Origin of the sequence: Providencia sp. PROV267 (genome assembly GCF_028477825.1) — a bacterium.
In the GTDB taxonomy this organism is placed as follows: Bacteria; Pseudomonadota; Gammaproteobacteria; order Enterobacterales; family Enterobacteriaceae; genus Providencia; species Providencia stuartii.
This window is the reverse complement of sequence record NZ_JAMPLX010000023.1, coordinates 150300-171871: the sequence shown is the minus strand read 5'-3', so window position 1 is coordinate 171871 and position 21572 is coordinate 150300. Positions and strand designations below refer to the sequence as shown.

Annotated in this window: 19 protein-coding genes; 1 reads left to right on the top strand and 18 read right to left on the bottom strand. The window is 36.7% G+C overall.

Annotated elements, in window-relative coordinates; translation table 11 throughout:
- Positions 1-54 precede the first annotated feature (54 nt).
- The 7 genes from PR709_RS15810 to PR709_RS15780 form a co-directional block, all read right to left on the bottom strand.
- The gene (locus tag PR709_RS15810; RefSeq protein ID WP_272570993.1) at positions 55-1518 is read right to left on the bottom strand and encodes an MFS transporter; all 1464 of its coding nucleotides are present in this window, start codon (positions 1516-1518) and stop codon (positions 55-57) included.
- A 254-nt stretch (positions 1519-1772) separates the two neighbouring features.
- Positions 1773-2045: a YkgJ family cysteine cluster protein gene (locus PR709_RS15805; protein WP_004925202.1), complete on the bottom strand. Its 273-nt coding sequence runs from the start codon at positions 2043-2045 to the stop codon at positions 1773-1775.
- On the bottom strand, positions 2042-3613 hold the full coding sequence (locus PR709_RS15800) for an ATP--cob(I)alamin adenosyltransferase (RefSeq protein WP_004925204.1): 1572 nt from the start codon (positions 3611-3613) through the stop codon (positions 2042-2044). The genes PR709_RS15805 and PR709_RS15800 overlap by 4 nt, the downstream gene beginning before the upstream one ends.
- Before the next feature lie 55 nt (positions 3614-3668).
- Positions 3669-4745, bottom strand: a complete 1077-nt coding sequence (locus PR709_RS15795; RefSeq protein ID WP_004925206.1) for a hypothetical protein — start codon at positions 4743-4745, stop codon at positions 3669-3671.
- 37 nt (positions 4746-4782) lie between these two features.
- Complete coding sequence (locus PR709_RS15790; RefSeq protein WP_004925210.1) at positions 4783-5643, bottom strand: helix-turn-helix transcriptional regulator; 861 nt, start codon at positions 5641-5643, stop codon at positions 4783-4785.
- Positions 5644-6211: 568 nt separating this feature from the next.
- Complete coding sequence (locus tag PR709_RS15785) at positions 6212-6604, bottom strand: hypothetical protein (protein WP_181710236.1); 393 nt, start codon at positions 6602-6604, stop codon at positions 6212-6214.
- Positions 6605-6607: 3 nt separating this feature from the next.
- Entirely contained in the window at positions 6608-7939 is a 1332-nt protein-coding gene (locus PR709_RS15780) for an MFS transporter (RefSeq protein ID WP_004925216.1), read from the bottom strand.
- Positions 7940-8037: 98 nt separating this feature from the next.
- Between PR709_RS15780 and PR709_RS15775 the strand changes: the two genes are divergently transcribed.
- A complete protein-coding gene (locus PR709_RS15775) occupies positions 8038-8931 on the top strand; it encodes a LysR family transcriptional regulator (protein ID WP_272570992.1) in 894 nt (297 codons plus the stop codon).
- 156 nt (positions 8932-9087) lie between these two features.
- On the opposite strand, the gene PR709_RS15770 is transcribed toward PR709_RS15775, so the two are convergent.
- The 11 genes from PR709_RS15770 to PR709_RS15720 all read right to left on the bottom strand — a co-directional run bounded on the left by PR709_RS15770 (position 9088) and on the right by PR709_RS15720 (position 21528).
- Positions 9088-10188 carry an ABC transporter substrate-binding protein gene (locus tag PR709_RS15770; RefSeq protein WP_036943108.1) on the bottom strand — a complete coding sequence of 367 codons (1101 nt, stop codon included), beginning with the start codon at positions 10186-10188 and terminating at the stop codon, positions 9088-9090.
- A 62-nt stretch (positions 10189-10250) separates the two neighbouring features.
- Positions 10251-12455 carry a TonB-dependent siderophore receptor gene (locus PR709_RS15765; protein ID WP_014657622.1) on the bottom strand — a complete coding sequence of 735 codons (2205 nt, stop codon included), beginning with the start codon at positions 12453-12455 and terminating at the stop codon, positions 10251-10253.
- 524 nt (positions 12456-12979) lie between these two features.
- Positions 12980-13279 (bottom strand): HdeA/HdeB family chaperone, encoded by a 300-nt coding sequence (locus PR709_RS15760; RefSeq protein WP_014657621.1) that lies wholly within the window; start codon positions 13277-13279, stop codon positions 12980-12982.
- Positions 13280-13560: 281 nt separating this feature from the next.
- Positions 13561-13788, bottom strand: coding sequence for a HEAT repeat domain-containing protein (locus PR709_RS15755; RefSeq protein WP_272570991.1), 228 nt, complete (start codon positions 13786-13788; stop codon positions 13561-13563).
- A gap of 788 nt (positions 13789-14576) precedes the next feature.
- Positions 14577-15704 carry a hypothetical protein gene (locus tag PR709_RS15750; protein WP_014657619.1) on the bottom strand — a complete coding sequence of 376 codons (1128 nt, stop codon included), beginning with the start codon at positions 15702-15704 and terminating at the stop codon, positions 14577-14579.
- A gap of 40 nt (positions 15705-15744) precedes the next feature.
- Positions 15745-18330, bottom strand: coding sequence for a fimbria/pilus outer membrane usher protein (locus tag PR709_RS15745; protein ID WP_232074386.1), 2586 nt, complete (start codon positions 18328-18330; stop codon positions 15745-15747).
- A 22-nt stretch (positions 18331-18352) separates the two neighbouring features.
- Positions 18353-19105 carry a fimbrial biogenesis chaperone gene (locus tag PR709_RS15740; protein ID WP_060561402.1) on the bottom strand — a complete coding sequence of 251 codons (753 nt, stop codon included), beginning with the start codon at positions 19103-19105 and terminating at the stop codon, positions 18353-18355.
- The gene (locus PR709_RS15735) at positions 19102-19785 is read right to left on the bottom strand and encodes a fimbrial biogenesis chaperone (protein ID WP_272570990.1); all 684 of its coding nucleotides are present in this window, start codon (positions 19783-19785) and stop codon (positions 19102-19104) included. Before PR709_RS15735 ends, PR709_RS15740 begins: the two co-directional genes overlap by 4 nt.
- Before the next feature lie 10 nt (positions 19786-19795).
- Complete coding sequence (locus PR709_RS15730; protein ID WP_014657613.1) at positions 19796-20365, bottom strand: fimbrial protein; 570 nt, start codon at positions 20363-20365, stop codon at positions 19796-19798.
- Positions 20331-20885 carry a fimbrial protein gene (locus tag PR709_RS15725; protein ID WP_014657612.1) on the bottom strand — a complete coding sequence of 185 codons (555 nt, stop codon included), beginning with the start codon at positions 20883-20885 and terminating at the stop codon, positions 20331-20333. Before PR709_RS15725 ends, PR709_RS15730 begins: the two co-directional genes overlap by 35 nt.
- Positions 20860-21528, bottom strand: coding sequence for a fimbrial biogenesis chaperone (locus tag PR709_RS15720; protein WP_164456808.1), 669 nt, complete (start codon positions 21526-21528; stop codon positions 20860-20862). Before PR709_RS15720 ends, PR709_RS15725 begins: the two co-directional genes overlap by 26 nt.
- Between the last annotated feature and the right edge of the window lie 44 nt (positions 21529-21572).

Here is a 21572-nt window from a genome sequence, read left to right as displayed (position 1 = left end):
CAGTCTTTAAACACCTGCTTCGGCAGGTGTTTTTTTATTCGCCTAATTAATACACTAAACGTTCACTTTTCGACGTTTAACAATCAACCATAGTGTGAAAACCACAACACCCGCCCCACCTATCATCGCCACATTAAACCCTGATGTCATTGCCGCTCGAACAGCTTGAGCAACATAAGGTAAGGTAACTGATGAAGTATTATTAATAAGTAAACTGACTTCTTGAGCAGGTACGGTTGCCATTAACATTTCATCATGCTGTAATTGATTGAGTGCTTGATGCGTCATTAATGTCCCTAATAGTGCGATCCCCAATGTCATGCCTGTTTGCCGTAACGCATTCATCACCGCGGAGGCAACCCCTGAATAGGCTTTATCAACACTCCCCATAATCAAAGCTCCTATCGCCGGTGTCGCCATTCCCATCCCAGCCCCCAGCACAAATAAAAGCAAAGCAATAACCGTATAAGCCGTATCTGCATTCACCAAACCAAGCGCAGTAGGTGTTAGTGCAATAAGCACAAACCCTAAAATCATTAAATTTCTGACACTCGTCAATCGAGTCAAGTGACCGAAAGAGAAAGAAAATAGTGCCATGGCAACAAATTCAGGAGCCATACGCAATCCAGCCTCAAAGGCTCCCCAGCCCTGCCCTTTTTGTAGAAATAAGGCGATAAAAAATACATTGCTGTAGGTCGCAAAACCAAGCGTAAAAGAGGCCACGTTATATTGAAAAAAGTATTGATTAGTTTTAAACAAAAAGATGGGAAATAAAGGCTTTGCAACTTTCATTTCGACTATCACAAAACTGATCAAAGCGAGAAAACCTACAGTTAATCCCCCTATCGTCATAACGCTTCCCCACCCTTGCGCTCCTGCTTCAATTAAGCCATATGTGACACCCGCAAGCGCAACAATACTCAAGCATTGGCCTAATGGATCAAAGGCGGCTTTCTCAGGATCTGCACTTTCATCAATACCTATCCAACCCAACAACAAAGTGACTATTCCAAGAGGAAGATTAATTAAAAAGATCGTTGGCCAATCAAACAGTTCAACTAATAACCCGCCTAAAATAGGACCAATTATCAATGACAATGCACTCACAGCAGACCAGATCCCAATTATCTTCACTCGCTCAATATCATTCAAAAATGCTTGGGTAATAATAGATAAAGCACCGGGGATCAGTGCTGCTGCCGCAATGCCTTGGATCACTCTTCCCCAAATCAGCATATTTGTTGTCGTCGCTATCGCGCAAAGGGCAGAGCCAAGTGTAAAAATGGCGATCCCTGCTAGCCACACTTTTTTACGCCCATAGCGATCACTAATCGGCCCCACAGACAAAATCAATGCAGATAAACAAAGCGCATAAGCATCAATGATCCACTGGAGCATTCCCATATCAGCATTGAGATCCCGTTGAATTGCAGGTAATGCAACATTGACGATGCTGATATCTAATGTCGCCATAAACGTGCCTAAACAAACGGCAGAGATCAAAAAAAGACGTTTCATTATTCTCACCTTCCCATCAAATGATGCCTTTATCATAATTATCGACCGACCGACGGTCAATAATAAATGAGATTGAATATCATTTAATGTTAGGGATCAATAAGATCACGCCTGTGGGTTTAATGAAAAGGGATCATTAACTAAGTTATAGGGGGATGTTGATAAACCAAGCCTACTTTATCAATTCATAAAATAAGACCATCACTAAAAGATTTAGTAATGGTCTTAGTAAACGGATATAGCATAAGTCAAAATTATTCACTGCCCAGTATTATTTCACAGGCAATTCTGTTCACTTCAACAAATTCATGCCATGTATATTGATCGTGATAATGAAGCAAATACTGTTTATCGACACGGCAGATATCTGGGCGCTCTTCATAAATAGTGCATAACATGCTAGTTTCATTATAATGTTTACAGATGCCATCGCCTCTATCAAGAAATTGAGTTTCATTAGCGCGATCAACATGGCGGCAGCATGCCCCACATTTATCACAAGGAAATAGCTCGGTTTCTAAAATCATAATGAATCCAGCCAATCACTGAATGAATCATCACTATCTACATCATAGGGTAATGCAATATTGCTCCGTTTAATTTCCTGATTAAGAATAATTTTTCGCTCATATTCTGTATTTGTCGCCTGCAATGCATGGGTAAACGTCTGCATTTCAGCAACATTAAAATTAAATTCAAGCTGAGCAAGTTCTGTTAGGTATTTATCTAAAGCAGCATTAACATCTCGGTAGTACTTTAATGTTAGCTCATATTTATTGCGGAATTTATTTAAAAAACGCCAAATCTTTTGCATTAAATTACTGTGCTCTAAATAATAGCACATCGCCAATGTCAATAAACCAGAGACTAAAGCCCCAATGAATAGCGCAACATCATTACCGAATGGGAATGATAATATTCCATTCAAGTATGTTGTTATCATTGAACCGAGTACAACAGAAATACTGGTCGATATAATTTTAATGGCTGATTTTAGTAAATCCCCTAATGCTAAATTTTCTGGATTAAAAAAGAGCAGCTTCACAGCAGAAAATAGGCTATTTGCAGACTCTCGGATTAACTTCCCTATCATTTTTGTCGATGTTAGGAAAATATTCAACATGGTGGTTGTAACACTGGCTAATAACCCACCAAACAACCCATTATTAAACTCAGTCCAAAAATCTTTAAAACGAGCTTTTAATCTTTCCCAAATATTCGTAACAACACCTTTCAAATCCTCCAAGAAAAGTTTAAATTTAAAGTATGTTTTATGCTGTTCAATCAATTTAGGAATCGAATCTTTTAATTCAAACCAAAGCTCTGCAAATACAATCCCTAGCATTTGCCTTGCTCCCATTCTCAACCCAGTGTTAATAGCCGCTGATGCCGTATTCACAAAAAACTTACTGCTACTGTAGTACTTGCTACTAATTTCTGCATCATACTGTTTTCTGGCCTTTTCATCGACAGCCTTCATGGCATCAAAATTGGCTTTCTGCTTATTCTTAAGTGTCTTGAGTTTTTTTAACTCAATATCGGTTAGTTGCCCTTTACTTTCTAATGCACTAATTTCTGCTTTAAGCAGTGTTTGCTGTGACTTTAGATTCGAAATAAAGTCTGCCATTTTTTTGGCTTTTTTCGACTTATTTAATGTTTCATTCGTAAAGGTCAAATTTGAGTCACGGTTAGCTAAATCCGCACCGTCAATTTCAGCAAGAACACGTGCAGGGTCATTATGCACTTCATAAGCCGCAATAATATGATCAAGATTAGTCACATCATGTTGGCTAAACGTTTCTCCTGTATAGGAGTCCGTTAACTCACCCGCTAACTTTTTTTGTTTGCCTTTGCGGTTTGTCTCTTTGTAATTCTCGTGGCTGTGGTATGCATGTGAATCATATTCACCACGATCCTGATAACGATTTTTTTCTTTCTCGGTTGCCCAAATATCATTTCTGACATTATGCACCGTATCAACATCCCCCCCTTTTTTATCTTTTAATAATAAAAAATCCAAACCAAAGGAAGTGACTAAACTTTGAACAATCGTATCATTCACTTCTTTTTGCCAATTATAATTTGTCTGTTGCATATGTCTTACCTATAAGTAGCAGTGAAAGTACTGCTACTTATGATTTATGATGCCATCAAGATAACGTAAAACGCTTAGTTTCATCTAATCGCTTATCTAAACATTCCTGATTTAATATTTTCAGACCATGGCTATCTGTTTCAATCTCGATAACCTCATCAACAATAATAGCCTCATTATTTTGATTTAATTTCGGCTTAAATAATGGTGTCGTAATTAGGTTAGTCATAATAGCTGCAAGTTTATAACCATTATTAATAGTGAGCTTTAACTCATCCGTAATGCCATGGGTGTTAGCCTGACCTAATGCTTTATTACGTTGAATCATTTTGTCGGCTTCTATGAGTGCTAATAGATATGGTTTAAACACGGTAAATTGTGCTTCTAAAACATGATAAATAGCGACAACGTACTCTTTGGTTTTGGTTAAATTTTCATAAGCTAAAGTCATTTTTGCAACGGCACCATTAACTTCAGAGCGAATTTTTTGGGCATTATCTAATGCTTTTTCAGCGTGAGAATTATAAGCCCAACCAGCAATCGCTAAGATAGGAGCAACAACAGCACCACCTAACACCATTGCTCCACCTGCCATCCCCCAACCACCAGCAGCTAGAGAACCGCCACCGATAGCCGCCATTGTCGCATTATAAGCAGCCGCACCTGAAAGCGCTGCAATTGGTGTTCCTGTAGATGCAGCCGCGAATGCCATAACACCACCATAGACAGCAAACCCCGCAGCAGCACTTGATGCACCGGCTCCCACTAAGGTTCCAAGATACTCTGTCGCTGAAATAGCGAGGTTTTCAATTTTATTGATTTCATGACGTGGAATCGAAATTGAAATATCCTGTCCTGATTCATTAAGCTGCTTTAATATTGATTGTGCGATAGTGTTAAATTTATTGAAACTTTTACCGATTTTTAACTCAAGCGTACCTAACTTTTCTAATTCCGTTGTCGTGCTAACATTTATTGACTCTAGCACTTCTTTTTTTTCATCATAACGACGTTTAGAGCTCTCTAAAATATCGTCAGCTTCTGATTTTGTTTGGTATCCGTCATAAGCCTTCTTTCCACCAAACGCGGCGGCCGCAATAGCTGCACCAGCAATAATAAATGGTATTGCCATACAATCCTCTCAGTTTTAATAAAATGAAAATAACTAGTTACAATTGACTAATATAATCCCGTAGGTTTTGTTCAAACTTTATCTTTAACCATTCCGGCTCTAAAACTTTAATATTTGGGATCCAATATTGAATTAAAGGTAAAATTTGCTTTTCACTCATCGCAGAGCATGAAATTGTTAGAGTATCACTACTTTCATCAGCAATACACTGATTAGGTAAAACATCTCTTCTTTTGAAGTAATCAGCTATCGACTTTGAAACCAATACTCGAGCATGAAAATAATTATGGCTAGTCCATGGGTCTTTACTCTCCATTAACATATTGACAATATTATTATCAGGTAAAAAAGTTTTTTTGCTGACATCTAACCATTCAATCCTATTTAGTGAAAATGATTTAAGCTTACCCTCTTCGATAGCATTCAAGTACCAAATCGTATTGTGACAGATGAGCTTATATGGATATATTGTCCGATTTTTGCTTTTATACAAAATATGACATTCTCTTTTATTATCAATTGCATACCTAATTCTTTCATAATGTGTTTTTAAGTAGCTCTTGATCTTATGCTCAATGCCATTAAATTTAATGAGAACACTTCTGTTCTGAATAGTCTCAGGAATACTCTTCAAAAAAGACTGACTAAAATCAGGCAAATACTTATCTATACCAAAAAAAGAAATCATTTTATAATATTCGACAACTGTCGAAAAACCATACTTTGAATTCCCTTTATGCTCTAAAATTAAGTTTAGCGAATTCAAATCTCGATAAATCGTCCGCTCGCTGACTTTAAAACGAGAGGCTAATTCATACTTATCTACTTCACCATAAAGATATGCTTCGAGAATAATTGTTGCTAATCTGACTCCTTGATTTTTTTTATAGTCATCCATTTTATCACCAACTATGATTTAGGTTAATATTGATTACACAAAGAATATCAAACTCAGTGACAAATAGCGTCAGTACAAAACTTTTTATCGTATAAGATAACTCTCATTTTTATATCATAGCAATTTTTCAGCTACCTTTAATTAAAACCCTTATTAAGTGTAATTACCTTTTATTTAAAAACCACTGTAATTCTGAACAGACTATTTAAGAGTAAACAGCCAATAAAAAACATTAATAACAAAATTACGCTTAATAGGTGATTTTTATTCTAACGACAAGTTAAAAATGCTCATAAAACAAACTGTGATTATCTAATTCTTATTATCTTAGTCTTTTAATAAAGGGAAAACGATGCCATGATTAAGTAGCGTGATGACTTTAACTGGGTTGGAAATAGTGATAATGATGGCAGCATAGTCGCTCGCACATGTGAGCAACATTTTAATGTATAAAGGAATATCCTAGTTATCCCCAGCCAATATGTCGAAAATTCGATTAAAAATGATAATGAAGATGAAAAAACGTTAGCCTACTGTTCCAAAATACGCTAACGCTTTAATAAGTAAGTTAGTTTTTATTTATAGGAGTTTCATGCAAATATACCCAAAAACAATGTTCCCCAAGTACCTTAATACAAACCGTAGCAGTTCGTAACAGCCTTGATTCAGGGGTTTCATGCAACTCTTGATACTGTATCCAGCAATACTCACCTCGCTCAAAAATTGGTTTAATATCTGATAATGTAATTGTAAGTGAAGGTCTTGTGCCTATATTTTGGCTAAACAACTCATTCACTTGCTCTAAACCAATACGTTCTCCCTTAATTGTCACCATTGCAAAAGCATCATCAAAGCTAGCTAATAAAGGGGTTAATGCATGCGTATCTTTGCCAGTAAATACATTTTCAATCAAGATATGTAGATCTATAACACTCTGCAACGCTTTTTCCATGTGACTCATAAATTATCTCTCTTTTAATACTGCGATTAATGATAGTAGGCCGACAACCGCTGCTATCATGAAGGTATACTGATAGCGTAATAAATCATTTTGTACGGTGACGACACTAAAAATAGATACCAACACGACCGTTCCCACACTGAACGAAACTTGGCGATTAATATTCCATAGCACACTCCCTTGCAATAAATCCTTCCCTGAAAAATCAATTAATGCACTGATCTGAGCGGTATTAGTACACAACCCACCACCAGCCCCCATTAATAAATAAGCAGCAATGAGTAGAGGCAAATCTGAATAACTTGATACCCAAAACAGCAACATTATTCCTAAGCTATGAGTCGTCATTCCTGCAAAAAATAGCGTTTTCTTACCAACGTGGTGATAGAGGTAACCACCACTTAGCATTGATAGTAGTGCCCCCGCGGCATATAGCAGCATAAACATACCCGTCTGAGCTGCACTAAAATGCAAATTGCTTTGTAAGTTAAAAATATTGAGTAAATTGACACCTGTAAATACACCAGGTACTGCGTAATAAACAATAAAAGCATTACGCAAATTGCTATTTACGAGTAACTGAAAATTTAAAATGGGCGCCGAACATTTTTTGGCGTATTGAAGATATAAAACCAGAATAAAAGCGGAAAATAGAAAGCTACTTACGGCCAGCACAAGGCTATGATAGTCGTTATAAAATGAAAAGGATAACAATAAGAACAGTAAGCTAAAGCTCACCATAATCAACCCTATCACATCAGGTTTTTCTCTTTGTTGCCGCCCATCATTATTCACCCACCACCATGCTAAGATTGCCGCAAATAATGAGAAAGGCAAATTAGCATAAAATACCCAGCGCCACGATAATGAATCAATAATCATTCCCCCTACTGCTGGAGAAAATGCAGGGGCCGTTAAAGCGACAACCATAATTAAAGTTGAAATACGATGGCGCTCTTTACCTGGAAATAGCTCAAAAACGAGAGCCTGTCCCACAGGGATCAATAGCCCACCAGCAACGCCTTGAATAAAACGCCAAACTACCAAGCTATAAATTGAATGACTCAGCCCACACAATAAAACACTGACTGAGAATAACAGCATAGAAATACTGAGCAGTTTCTGGTTACCTAATTGCCCAGCGAGCCACAAACTCAATGGCATGATCAGGACTAAACCTAAGATATAACTATTAGCGACCCAAGCCACCATTGATTGGCTGGTAGAAAATGCTGAAGCAATATCAGGCAATGCAATCGCTGACATAAAAATATTAATACAGTCGATAAAGAAGCCGATTAAAAAAACAGTTGCGATTTTATATCGATAAGACATACCTACCTCCGGCGCACAAGAGTAGGTATTCCCCCTTTCTTTGTCGATATAAGAGGATTAAACTCATTGTTTAATAATGACAAACAATCAGACTGATTATGCAAAAAAACCTTAAGCAAATAACCACTTTTCTGCAAGTCGTGGACTCAGGCTCTTTTACCAAAGCCGCTGATATTTTAGGCATGAGCCGGTCTATGGTCAGTATTGATATCAAGCAGTTAGAGATACGGCTGAATGTCAGTCTGCTCATACGTAATACGCGCAATATTGCCCTCACCGAGGCGGGTAAGCATTTTTATGATGACTTTAAACGTATTCAATTAGAGATAGAAGAAGCGTTTGAAAGAAGCCAAAATTTAGCAACAAACGTCACAGGCTTACTGCGTTTTTCATCCACGAATGAGTTTGGCCAACGTTATATTTTGCCTTTACTACCTGAATTTTGTCGCCTTTACCCGAAGTTACGCCTGCAATACAGCTTTAATTCATCATTAGATGATTTGGTCACCGAAAAATTAGATCTCGCGATACGTTTAGGTAATTTAAAAAGCTCATCACTAAAAATACGCAAAATAGGTGAATACCAAATCTATATTGTGGCGACCCCTGAACTATTAAAACACTATCCCGTTAAAGGTATTAACGATTTAGCACAAATTCCTTGGATAACCCATTCATTACTCAATTGGCAAGATACACAATACATTCTAAAAAATACTCTAGGGGAAAAATACCCTCTTCCTATCATAAAAAGCCAATATGAATCGAATTCAGTAGCGATGATCCAGCAAATGGTACTGGCCTCTCTTGGGGTCGCTATCTGTCCTGATTGGCTAGTTAATGATGATATTAATGCAGGGCGTCTCATTCGTTTATTACCTGAATTTTATCTACCTTCACAGAATATTCAGCTACTTTATCCCAATAGCACTACTCTACCTGCGAAAACACGCGTCTTTATTGATTACTTAGTTGAAAAATTTAGCCTATAAAAAAGCCGTGTCTCATCGAAACACGGCCTTAAAATAGCATCGCGACTGTCAATAACGCTGAGTGCAGCTAGGCAACAAATGACTAAGGCGCTAGAGCACAGACTTGTGTGAGTGTGAGTCAGCGTCATCTGCAAAGCGTAAAGTATGACGAGTATATTAAAGGGCTATCCAAAACACCCCATTCGCTTTAATAGCCGTAAACTGCTGTAAGAATTCCTGCAAATTTTGCTCTGGCTCTAAGGTTGCAAAAGTCTGCGGATGCATAAACTTAGCCATGGCTTCAATAGCAAAAATATTCATTGGGTTATTATAGAAATTATGGTAAACCGCCATGACATGCTTATCTTTTACCGCTGTCAGCGATGAAATCCCTTGGCGATCGACAAGCTTAGCCAATTGCTTTTTAGCAACCGTTGCATCTGCATAATAACCCAGTTTAACGGCTGTTGAACGGCGATTAAAATTCTGCCAATCTGCACCGGTTAATAAATAAAAGTCAGGGTTTAGGGTAATAATGTTTTCAATTGAACTTTCAGCACCTTTAGCCGGAAACTTGTCTTCCACTAAGTTTTTACCACCCGCAAGGCTTGCTAAAACCCCAAAACCTGACCGACCGTAGAGCTGACAACAACTATCCGTGAATAAACCCGCATTAGCCTCAATTAATACCGATGGATAAGGTTTTTTCAATTGCTCTTCAATGGCGGCTAGCTTTTCTTGATACAATTTTGCAAAGCGGTTTGCACGTTCCTGAGTTCCTAATAATTCACCTAATAACACAATACTTTTTGGCGTGTTATTGGCGATATCCATACGGAAATCAATAAAAATAACCTTGATCCCTGCTGCTTCCAATTGTGGCATAAATTGGCTATCGCGCATCGCTGCATAATTAGATTTATGCATTAATACCACTTCTGGCGCCAGCTCAAGTAATTTCTCAATTTGAATGCCCGTCTCACGGGTTTTTCTTAGTGTTGGTATTTTGGCTAACTCAGGAACCGCAGAAAAATAAGCCTGCTTTAAATCAGGCGCGTACTGTTCTAACGAATCACTCCAGCCAATAATACGTGAAAAAGCGTCTTGCCCCGCGGCAATATCGACCGACAAAATATCTCTTCCATCAATCAAAAATAATTTTTCGACAGGAAGATCAACACTCACTTCACGTCCTTGTAAGTCCGTAATTAATGTAGGCGTTTTAGCTGACGCAATTACACTGACTAAGCATAATAATCCGGTTAATAGCCATTTCATTCAATAACCTCATTGAGTCATAAAGATGAGCCATCAATAAGATGGCTCATAAAATATTCAACTTAAAACGTCACACTATAATTCAACGCAAAAGTTCTTCCTCTACCTTTATAGGTATACAGATCTGCTGCCCCATAACTCGGGCTATATAATTTAGGCGCACGCTGTCCCCAAATGGTGGTGTAATCTTCATCCAGTAAATTTTCTACCGCAAAACTGACTTTACCAACTGGCAATAAATAACTGCTTAAGAAATCCACGGTATTATAGCCATCGAGCTTGTTACCATCCGCATCTGAAACATTAAAGGTTTGCTGGCTTTGTAAACGTAGAGACCAATCATTAGGTTCCCATCCCACATAAGCAGTGACTTTTGATGGGCTAGCAAATTTAACGCTCCATTTTTCCCATTTACCATCTACTTTGGTTTCTGATTTTTGCAGGTTAAAGTTACTACCAACACTCCAATCACTATTATCGAAGAAATAATCAATCGCTCCTTCCACACCATAAATACGACGTTTATCTGACTTCATATAAATCGTCATATCCGTATTATTAATGTCATAACTTCTGTCTGACAATGAATAATATGCTGCAATCTGTGTACGTAGGTTCTCGCCGGTATAACGCCAGCCCAGCTCATAAGAGTCAACTTTAATGCCTTTAACTTTAGTATCATTAATATTAATACTATTTTCTAATGCCAAATGCCCATTAGCATCAGGGGCTGCTGCGTATTTCCCTGTACCATAATATTTTGCAATATCAGGAATTTCGAAGCCTTGAGAGAAATTAAACCATGTTTGCTGATCTTCCGTTAAATTAATTAGTAGACCCGCATTAAAGAGTAAATTGTTATAATCAGTGTTCCCCCCAGGTACTGCATCGGCGGATTTTATCTTACCTTCTGCAATTTGCTGCTGTTGAGCATACCCAACAAAGTCATCCACTTTGTTTTCAGTATATTGATAGCGCACACCGCCGCTTAAAGTGAATATTGGATTAATATCGTAGCTACTTTGTAAGAAAGCAGCCATATTGGTTGTGGTATAACTTGGATAACGCCCAACTTGATAGGCTTTTTTCAAATCCATACCACCTGATTCTTTCGCTTTATCTAAATTAAAGAACATTTGATTAGCACGAAATTGTTCGTGCTCAGCGTCAGCACCATAAGTCAGCGTCAGATTATCGACAGGCTCACTATTAAACGTCAGCTTAGTACCATAGAAATTGGTTTTTTGATCGGAAGCACTAATACTGGTCACATCCTTTGCTTTATTTAAAGCGGGGAATGGATAAAATTTTTGTGATTCATCACGATAATAAACTTGAGCAACAAAATCTTGCCCCCAAAGGTCGCCATTTGAATATTGTAAATTCAACATATGGCGCTCAGTACCCGGTAAACGATCTGAGTTTAATTTGCCGCTATTATAGGCTTCGCCTTGGCCTTTCACCGCCGCAAAATCTTTGCCTAAATAAAGCCCATGTTTGCCATCGGACTCACTTTTATAATATTGAACCGTGGCTTGTAGCTGCTGATTATCATCAATATTAATAACCCCAGCGCCCATTACATCTAAGCGGTCAGAAAATTGTAGGCCTGTTTGTGTATTATCAATATTAATTGCCTTACCTTTGCCATCATACCAACCGCCATAACGTTGATAGGCAACAGATAAACGACCATGGGCGTTTTCATTACCCCCACTCATTGCCGCAGCAACATTTTCATCATGATCTTTGCCATTACTGAAACCGGTTTTTCCACCAATTTGCAGGTCAACTTGTTTTTCTTCTTGGCCTTTTTTGGTGACAATATTAATTAATCCACCACTACTACCGCCACCATATAAAGAAGTCGCGCCAGAAATCACCTCAATATGGTTAATATTAAATGGGTCGATAGAGTCTAATTGGCGGCTGTCACTACGCGAAGAATTTAAACGTACGCCATCCACCATCACAATCATTGAGCGGCCACGCATATTCATGCCGTAATTAGTACGTCCTTGACCGCTAACACTCATACCGGGGATCAATTGTGACAGAATATCTTTTAACTCTTTTCCACCTTCTGCTTGCTGTTCAATTTCAACATTATCAATAACCCATGTGGTTTGGGCCATCTCCGACACACTTCGATAAGAACGCGTTGCCGAGACAGTCATTTCATCTTGTTTGTTTTCTGCTGCGAATGTTGCTGGTGCAATAAATGAAGCAAAACATGGAGAGAGTATCCAAAGATGCTTAATTTTCATGTGCCTAAGATCCTAATAGGTTGTCGTGTTTTTTTAAAAGCCGCGGCCGATAGCATTACGGCTTTTTATCCGGCTAAATTAGCGGCTAATTTTAACTGATAACAAACATACTATTAAGAACTATTATCATTATTATGTCTTTTTTTAGACGCTTTCGGCAGATAAGAAGATAGGAGAAGCCAAATATTTATAAATCAGAAAAAGAAATGCTGGAGGAGATCAGACAAAAAGCAGGTTTATCGGATTTTGAGCTACCATCAATAACAAGTTATGACTAAGTCGCTATGTCGTCGTCGAGCCAATTAAAACGATATATAAAACGAATAGTAAGGTGTTTGCCTTTGATTAAACTAAAAACAAACACCACATTAACAAGGCTTTGATTTTGTACTACCCATAATATTTCAAGTGACAACGTTATTGATTAGGTTCGCTCGTATTCACCACAACATTTTGTCTGTGCCTAACGACTTGCTCACTTATCAACTAACCTAAATTGAAATTATCTAGGGCATAAATTTAACTTATTTTTTTGACGCTAAGTAATCTTGTAACGTACCTTCAGGGTGCTTCTTACAGAATTCAACAATCTGTGGCGCTTCAGCAACGCTTTGCTCTGTTAACGCAACATAATCACCACCTTTAAATTGTGTATCCATATTGGTGATCCACAATGCAACAGGTGCCCAGCTTTGCGGGTTCAGGTTAATATATTCCTGACAAGTCATTTTTTCAGGCGTGACAATATTCGAGTCCGCAGCCATCGCATTAAAAGAGAATGCTGCCATAGCAGCTAAAACGCTAGAGATAACAATCTTTTTCATTATAAACCTCTTATGTGTATAAATAATGCATAACAATGTGGCTGTTTATTTTTATCACAAACTTATTAAAGTTTATATAATCTTATTTGGATGATAAAAATAGAAAATAAAAGACTTAACTTGACCATCTTTTTATAATTAACTTAAATTGATAAAATAGAAAAAAAAGCTTTCATTTAAGTTTCTATAAGAGTAAATAAAAATAATAATATAAACCTATCACTGAACCTAATATTTAAAATATAAATTGTTTATTGGAATAAATGAGCATAGAGATTTCATTATTTTTCTGTCCCCGGAAAATAACCGGCTAGCTTACTTAATGACCTAATTGATGATACTGCCACCTCTTTGTTAGGATCCTTGCATAGCGCCATTAATCTTACAACAGCATTATGTTGCTCAATCGTTGCTTTATAATCCCCTAATGCAGGAATAGCCGCAATTTTGACATCATCGTTACCTCTAAAGGTAAGCTCAATCAATGTGCTTATTATTTGTTTTTCCATGAGTTAGCCTGTTATAGTAAGAAATAAGTGAATGTACTTGGTTATTTTAAGTCAAATAACTAATTACATCCTACTGTATTCAAGAACAATTTAAGTGGCTAATTGGAAATTTACTCCCATTTATTATGTGTTTTAATATTTATAGCGATAGTTCAAATTAGACGTAAGATTTATAACATAAAATACTCATCGTTGGATGAAAGGGCACTATCCTTCATTAAAAAACACGACTCATAGTTTAAAATCGCCATCCATACTCATTACGTACTCAGAGAAGATCGCTATGTATAAAACCTAATTGTTGAATATCAAGTTGTTGTAATACTAAAGCCCGTTAAAAATGGGAATCAATTAACGATACCAGCCGTAAAATTGATATATTCAGGGCGAATAGATATAATGTGGAGTTATAATATAGAAAAATATGAAGGCAAAAATATTATGAAGTTAAAATCTATTGAAGATTAAGACAGGCACCTGAAACTACTAATTCCACCACATGAATACTTTAGAAGAGGTAACTTAATGATATTAATATAATTTCCACATAAACAAACCGTTTAAAAACAGCAAAAAAATCTACTTAACCATTTCAAATTAAGAAATAAGTAACATTTGTTATATTTTAACTTACTGGTTATACTTATTAAATTCCAATACTTAATTAAGTGATTTTTTATTTAAAAAATTAACCAAGAATATATTAGCAATAACTCAATTAAATATTACCAAAAAAAATAAATTAAAATAGCAACCTCTCATATTAAATCAATATGAGAGGAATTACATTACTTAGCAAATATAGATAAGTCTAAAGCACCATAATAAACACCTGGCTCAATATAGTGTTCATCTTTGCATAAATTCCAATCTATAGTGAACTCACCACTATAATTATCATATTTATGTTCTAAATCAATATCAAAGGCTTCACCATTAAATAAAATATCCCCCTCATCATCACAGTCTGAACCATTCTGATTGATTATCCCTTCAATATATAAACCATTATCTTCATAGTCTTCATTAATTAAGTAAAACTTATTTGGTTCGTCTTTTATTAGCCCAGTTTGCAATCGAACAGAGCCTAGAACAGTATTTCCAATGTTACTATCACAATCAATTTCAACAGTCACTCTTTCATAATCAACCAATCCTGTTGACTCATCAGAAGATAGATAAAACCTAGATGAAGTATTTCCATTCACATCGATTGTGCAAGCATCAAGAACATCAATGTTAAAAGAACTAACTAATATCTCAGATAAATCTGTAGTTCCGTTTGCTTTTGCCGTTAATGATGCACCATATAGTTGAGGAACTATTGTACCATCACTTAATGCTATAAAATATTCCCCTGGCTCTGCCAGATCCGGTGATATAAATTTAATTTCTGCTCCTGTTACAGTAATATCAGTAACTCGATCATCATTTGGTGAAAATAGTTCCCCATTAAGGTTTTCTGATGGGGAGTAACAATATGCATATGAACTAGACTGCACTAAATTATCAATCTGAACAACTTTACCATTAACAACTCTTACACTACCATTATCGTGATTACCATCTAAATCAACCCAACTGGATGTAGCAAAAAAACTTAATGAAAAATAACCCACATGTTCCATGTCACTATTTAACAAATGAAAGTAATATTGGTCATCTTCTTCATAAAGTTTGTCGCTATTTAGGCAATAGTTTCCATCATGGCTTATAGAGATAATCCCAAATACATCCCAATTCCTAGGATCTTCAGTAGGGCCAATTAAATTAATACTAGAACTAATTGATACATAAGATACTTCTGTATCCGGTGGAATAGTTACATCAATAGTATTAGCAAACCCTAATGAGCTATTCAGTAAACATAACGCTAAGATGGCCTTAACGACGTTTCTTTTTAAAGTCAATGCCATTATTTAACTCCTAAATTTAATATTCGCCATTTCACGCTGATTACTGACACGTTAAGTTAATTTTTCTAATTGGGTTGTCTTCCGTTACTGCAATATCTTTCAAATGAGAATAATGAGCACCACACGATGCACTGTGGCTATTTCCCCATTGGATCAGCAATGTTCCGGAATCAGGTAACCCACTCATATAAAGTTGGCCGTTATCACCCACAATACTGGTGTTTTCTTCATTTTTTTCATCATCAACCAGCTTAGCAATCGCCCCAAAAGGGATCACACCGTCTCGATAGGTTAGTGAAATCAGTGCCTGCATCCCGACACGTGTTGGGAATTTCGCTTTAACCACCGCGCCTTTCGTCGGGTAAACGTTTTGCGAGGTCTTTGGTAACGTCACATCATCGGGTAACGTATTTACATTCAAACCAATGGTATTTTTGGCGTATTCGTTCACGTTCGGGGCAACCGCATAACCAAACATATCAATTTTTGCATTACCTTGATTTAACGAGGTCCCATCCGCATCCGGTGCTTCAACTAACACCACGGAATTGCCTAATGTTCGTGCTAATGTCAGGCCACCTGAATGGATCACCATCCCACCATTGACGCCCGCATTCACAGAAGAAGAACTTGATGAATAGTTATATCCCCCAGAAAAGCTGCCTTTTGAGGTGTTGTAATTCAGACTAATGGCGCTATTACTTTCTTGGTTGTTATTTCCCATACTCTGTGAAACAGAATAAGACAAGTCTCTGTCCAATAATGAACCGTGCAGCCCGACTTGCTGGCTATAGTTACCGCGGTTGTTTTTGGAAATATAATAATTACTGCTCATATTTCGTAAGTGCTCTTCATTGGTAAATAAACTGAAAGGCACATTCACATTGAAAGAAATTTGATGGTTTTTAGGCCAATCATTACGGCTATCGGATTTTCTGTAGTCAATCGCATAACTGACGTTGTAATTCACCCCTTTAAAATTACCGTTATACCCTGTCGATAATTGGGTAGTTTCAGTATTGGAGTCCCAATAATCGGTACGACTGCCACTTAAATAAATCGAGCCATATTTGCCCAGTGATTGTGAAAGCGCGGTTCGGAAACTAGAACGTTGGCGTAATCCTAACCAAGGTGCCACACCATCATTGAGCTGATAATTATGTGTATTAAAATCAGAGAAGCTGAAGAAATGACGTGTGGAATAACGTAATGCGGTTAAATCGACATTAGTTCCTGTAGAGGTTAAGCTTTTTGAATATTTAATCCTAAAAGATTGACCTTCTTTTCGATCACCAGAGACAAAAGAAGCTGCTGCATGGGTAATATCGACGGACAAAGCGCCAAAATTCCCTAACGAAATCCCCGTCCCCATCACCCCAGAAAAATAATCTTTGGAGAATAAAGAGCCACCGTATAAGGTCACATCATAAGGCAAGCCATAAACCAAGCTACCCAACAAAAATTTAGCGCGTTTAGAAGAGCGCGTTAAATTGCCGTTATATTCTCCCGCCGTCACTTCATATTTCATGCCACCCGGTCTTAACATCACGGGTAATGAAGAATAGGGATAAACAAAGGTTCTTTCAGAACCATCTTCTTCACTGATATTGACCTGTAAGTTCCCTGAAGAGCCCGTTGGGTATAAATCTTTAATGCTAAAAGGCCCCGGTGCAACATAAGTTTGATACACCACATTACCATTTTGGCTGACAGTGATCCGCGCATTAGATTGTGCAATGCCATTAATTTCAGGAGCAAAACCACGCATACTGGAAGGCAGCATTTTTTCATTCGAAAACAGCTTAATTCCTTTAAAAGGAATACTGTCAAATACATTACTGCCCGTTGAACTTTCCCCCACCAACACCTCCCCCCGTAACGCGTTAATGGCTCGCATCACATAGGTGTTTGAAAAAGTCGACGTGCGGTTAGTGTAATTACGCCTTCCTTCTGAATTCGAATAGTAATAACGATAATTTGAACGCAAACGCCAAGCCCCTAAATTGACGCCGCCACGCAGGCTTAAAAAGGCATTATCATTATTTTGAGTTTCTCGTTGGGACTTATTACGGCTGTGACTCCCATTGAGCTGATAAGAAAGCAAAATTGCAGGGATCCCATTTTCCAACAGCCCTTCAGGCACATAACCATTAGCACGGTTATCCATATAAATTTGCGGAATACTGATTTCCATGCTCAGTTTAGACAAATTTGTTTTCACAAACGCGTCGGGAATATAATCCCCTAATGCGGTGATCGCTTCATCATCCGAAAGTTTTTGTAACGTTGGGATCGAGGCTACATTCACACCAAACTCATCGAGCATAGACTTAGTGAACTCAGCGGAAACATCACCATCATGGCCTTTTACGAAAGTAACATCCATGCTTCCCATATCTTTTTTATTGATAAATACCGTAATATTGTATTTACCTTCAGGAACCGTATTGGCTTTTTCAAATTGAGATAAATCGATTGAGTTCGGATCCATTCCTGACTGCAAAGATAATAGTTTTGGGTCAAAGTAATCCTCTGCATAAGAATAACCAGCAATGCCAAGACAATAAGAAATAAAGCTCAGATAAAAAATTCCACTTTTCATCTTAGACGAATGATATAATTTCATAGTTATCTCTCAGTGATTTTTTTTATAGTTTTTGGGTTTGCTCTGGCATTTCCAGCATGAATTCATTTAATAATCGCCATTTCACCGTGGCATTCGCATAATTTCCTTTCGGTAATGAATAACTTTGTTTGCCAAAAGGTGGAATTAATTTAAACAGTTGCATATTGTCAATTTGATGTTGACCCACCGCTAATTTCCCAAAGGTTAAATAAAGTGGAGACTGGTTATCAACGATCAGTTTTCCATCAGAAACAGTAAATTTAAATTTATCTTTAACATTAACCATTTTAAGATTTTTAATCGCTTCTGGGCGATAATAAAACTTATAATGTAAAACTTTTGATAGAGTTAAGCTTCTATCCATTTTTTTAAATTTAACAGTATTTTTAGTTCCTTTCGGGGGAATAGACTTTAATCGAATAAAAAACACTGACTCCCGGTCTTGAGGTAATTTTTTTAAATTATCAATTTTTTTGATTTGCCAGTTATATTCTGACTTGGCCTCTAGCCGATATAAGGGTGGTGTAATCATAAAAAGAACTGAATCCGCTTTTTTCGCATTCAGCCCTGTCGACTCATCAGGAATGGCAATATCAGCTTGAACAAGATACGCATTTTCATCATTATTTTTTAATAAAAATGATAGTCCTCGGCTTTCTTGATGAAAAACCAATCGTTCATTAGGAAAGCGCAAGCCACTGCTAGTATTTTTTGCAATAGCTTGATGAAAGTTTAATAGACCTAAAAATAATATGATTAATGAAATTATTTTCATTTTTTAGCCTTACTTTCAAATATAAAAGGTTTGGTTGTGCCGCCATAATCATTCATTATTCGCCATGAAAAAGAACTAAGCCCCGCCATATCAGGTATCGTTATATGTGAATATGGAGCAACCATTTTATTCTTTATTTTACGATTATTATTCACCTTCATATCAACTAAAGTAGTATAATAAGGTGTTGGATTATTAATGGTTAATGTATTATTTTCATAGCTCACTGATATCTTTCCATACGAGTCTTTAACTGCCATATCTAAGTTTTTAGGCCGATAATAAAGTTTAATAACCAAATTTGTAACTATGGATAATTTTCTACTACCTTTTTCATCATTTTTCTTTGGTGGAATAGCTCTTGAGCTAAAATAAAATACACTCTCACGATCTTTTGGCAACAAGCTTAATGATGCAGGAAAAATACGCATCATAAAGGTTGAGTTTTTTTCAACTCTAAAAATATTAGGTGTAATAATAAAAAAATCGCTTTTTTTATTATCTACATCATAAATTTCATTTTGAACAAGAAAGGGAGATCCCACATTATTTTTAAATGTCACAGATGCAGATTTATCACCTTCATTGAAAATGATCCGGGTCTTATTTAAACTTAAACCAGCAGAATAAGTAAAAAAAGAGAGAAAAAATAAGAAGACAGTAAGCGTTATTTTTTTCATTATAATCGCCCTAATCTGAAAAATAGCTAAAAGTGACATGAGCGGTAAAGTCACCAACATCATCTTCCGAACAGCTTTGTCTAAGATCATAACAGGCTAATACTGCGGTTAAGATAATATGTTCATCTCCATCATCAATATCATCAAAAACGATATCTCCAACTGCAAAATTCTCTTGTTCATCTTCATCCATGATAGCGACACCAAAATAAGCATCGGGATCGCTATTAAAGACATAGCCATCAGAGCCATCAACAATACTTCCAGACGTCATTTGAATATAGCTGGTTGAAAAATCACCTTCACAATCTTGAAGAATAATTTCAAACTTTCTCCTCTGCGTTTGCTCAATAATGTCCTGCATTGATACAATGCCAAAATCAATTTCATCAGAAGCTTCATAAAGATCTTCGACAATAATGTCACAGGGCTCTTGATCAACATAAGCTGTAAATTCAAAACGGATCGAATCATTATCAGCTTTCACTGAAATGGAAAACAATAAACAAAATAAGAAAGAAAAAGTAACCCAATATTTTTTCTTATTATGGTATTTGTAATGAGAGTTCAATGGCAGCATCAATATCACCTGATGTTATGGTTTGATTGTCAATTTTTGCAGCAACAACTTCAAAATAATGCTCACCAGTCCCTGACTCGACGATTGCCTCATCGCCAGAAAAAATCACTTCCTCACATGCACCATTGTCATCACCGCAATTCATCAATAAAAAACCCACATTGATCGCGCTATCTTCATACAACACGTTATTTTTTATGTGTGTACTGCTTAATGGTGTAATCACAATATCGATGGATTCGGTGTCCTCTGAGATCCCTTCACAGCTATATTCCACCGTGAAAGACTTGCGATAATTACTTTCTTCGCCCGGCTGCAGCGCGTTCAGTACACTGCTGCTAAAAGGCTCATCAAAAATAACTTCCTGATCGCTATCTGCGGCGAATTCACAAGTTGCATTAGCTACCGTACCACTAAAATAAATCGTCGCACTTTCATCAGCCAAGCTGACCTTAGATAGTAAAACTGCTGGCAATAATACCCCTAAAAAATACTTATTGAATTTCTGCTGAATAGCCATCATAACCCCCTAAATCATTAATTGCAGTCCATTTTGCTATTGCCCCTTTTGGCGTTTTTAGGTCAAAATTAATACTTGAAAATGGTGCTATCATGTTATTTTTATTATCTGAACTAATAGTCATCACTTTATTATTCAGCGTAACGCTAAATAGACTGATGTAATAAGGTGAACGATTGATAACCTCAGTTTTATTACCAACATTTTTAAATACTAGCGATGACTGTGCTTCTTTGGCTGTTTGCTTTAAATCTGTAGGTCGATAAAATAATTTGATAATATTATCAAAACCGATAATTACCCCTTCGCTATTTTTATCTCTCGCTGGCACCATTCGTGCTTTAAAGTAAAAAACAGACTCTCTATCTTTAGGTAATTGATTATTGATCAACATAATGCGCACATCTTGCCTGCTCATTTTTTCTAAACGAAATAAAGGTGGAGCCACTTCAAAGGCATCGGGATATTGCTCACTCGCTATCGTGATTTGTGTCAGATAATTAATCTTTTCGTCATTATTTCTTAGTGTCACAGAAACACTTTTTTCACCTTGAGGATAAATAATGCGTGTTGCATCAATACCTACTCCAGCGGAATAAGCAAAGTTATTTAACAATAAAAAATTAACTAAAATAATAAACAACCAAATTTTTAATGACAGTGTATTTTTCATAAATTTTTATTAAG

Coding starts and splice junctions, on each gene's coding strand:
- PR709_RS15755 (WP_272570991.1), bottom strand. CDS start 13,788: ATGGAAAAACAAATAATAAGCACATTGATTGAGCTTACCTTTAGAGGT.
- PR709_RS15725 (WP_014657612.1), bottom strand. CDS start 20,885: ATGGCTATTCAGCAGAAATTCAATAAGTATTTTTTAGGGGTATTATTG.
- PR709_RS15770 (WP_036943108.1), bottom strand. CDS start 10,188: ATGAAATGGCTATTAACCGGATTATTATGCTTAGTCAGTGTAATTGCG.
- PR709_RS15790 (WP_004925210.1), bottom strand. CDS start 5,643: ATGGATGACTATAAAAAAAATCAAGGAGTCAGATTAGCAACAATTATT.
- PR709_RS15745 (WP_232074386.1), bottom strand. CDS start 18,330: ATGAAATTATATCATTCGTCTAAGATGAAAAGTGGAATTTTTTATCTG.
- PR709_RS15810 (WP_272570993.1), bottom strand. CDS start 1,518: ATGAAACGTCTTTTTTTGATCTCTGCCGTTTGTTTAGGCACGTTTATG.
- PR709_RS15800 (WP_004925204.1), bottom strand. CDS start 3,613: ATGCAACAGACAAATTATAATTGGCAAAAAGAAGTGAATGATACGATT.
- PR709_RS15750 (WP_014657619.1), bottom strand. CDS start 15,704: ATGGCATTGACTTTAAAAAGAAACGTCGTTAAGGCCATCTTAGCGTTA.
- PR709_RS15785 (WP_181710236.1), bottom strand. CDS start 6,604: ATGAGTCACATGGAAAAAGCGTTGCAGAGTGTTATAGATCTACATATC.
- PR709_RS15765 (WP_014657622.1), bottom strand. CDS start 12,455: ATGAAAATTAAGCATCTTTGGATACTCTCTCCATGTTTTGCTTCATTT.
- PR709_RS15760 (WP_014657621.1), bottom strand. CDS start 13,279: ATGAAAAAGATTGTTATCTCTAGCGTTTTAGCTGCTATGGCAGCATTC.
- PR709_RS15730 (WP_014657613.1), bottom strand. CDS start 20,365: ATGCTGCCATTGAACTCTCATTACAAATACCATAATAAGAAAAAATAT.
- PR709_RS15775 (WP_272570992.1), top strand. CDS start 8,038: ATGCAAAAAAACCTTAAGCAAATAACCACTTTTCTGCAAGTCGTGGAC.
- PR709_RS15805 (WP_004925202.1), bottom strand. CDS start 2,045: ATGATTTTAGAAACCGAGCTATTTCCTTGTGATAAATGTGGGGCATGC.
- PR709_RS15780 (WP_004925216.1), bottom strand. CDS start 7,939: ATGTCTTATCGATATAAAATCGCAACTGTTTTTTTAATCGGCTTCTTT.
- PR709_RS15795 (WP_004925206.1), bottom strand. CDS start 4,745: ATGGCAATACCATTTATTATTGCTGGTGCAGCTATTGCGGCCGCCGCG.
- PR709_RS15735 (WP_272570990.1), bottom strand. CDS start 19,785: ATGAAAAAAATAACGCTTACTGTCTTCTTATTTTTTCTCTCTTTTTTT.
- PR709_RS15740 (WP_060561402.1), bottom strand. CDS start 19,105: ATGAAAATAATTTCATTAATCATATTATTTTTAGGTCTATTAAACTTT.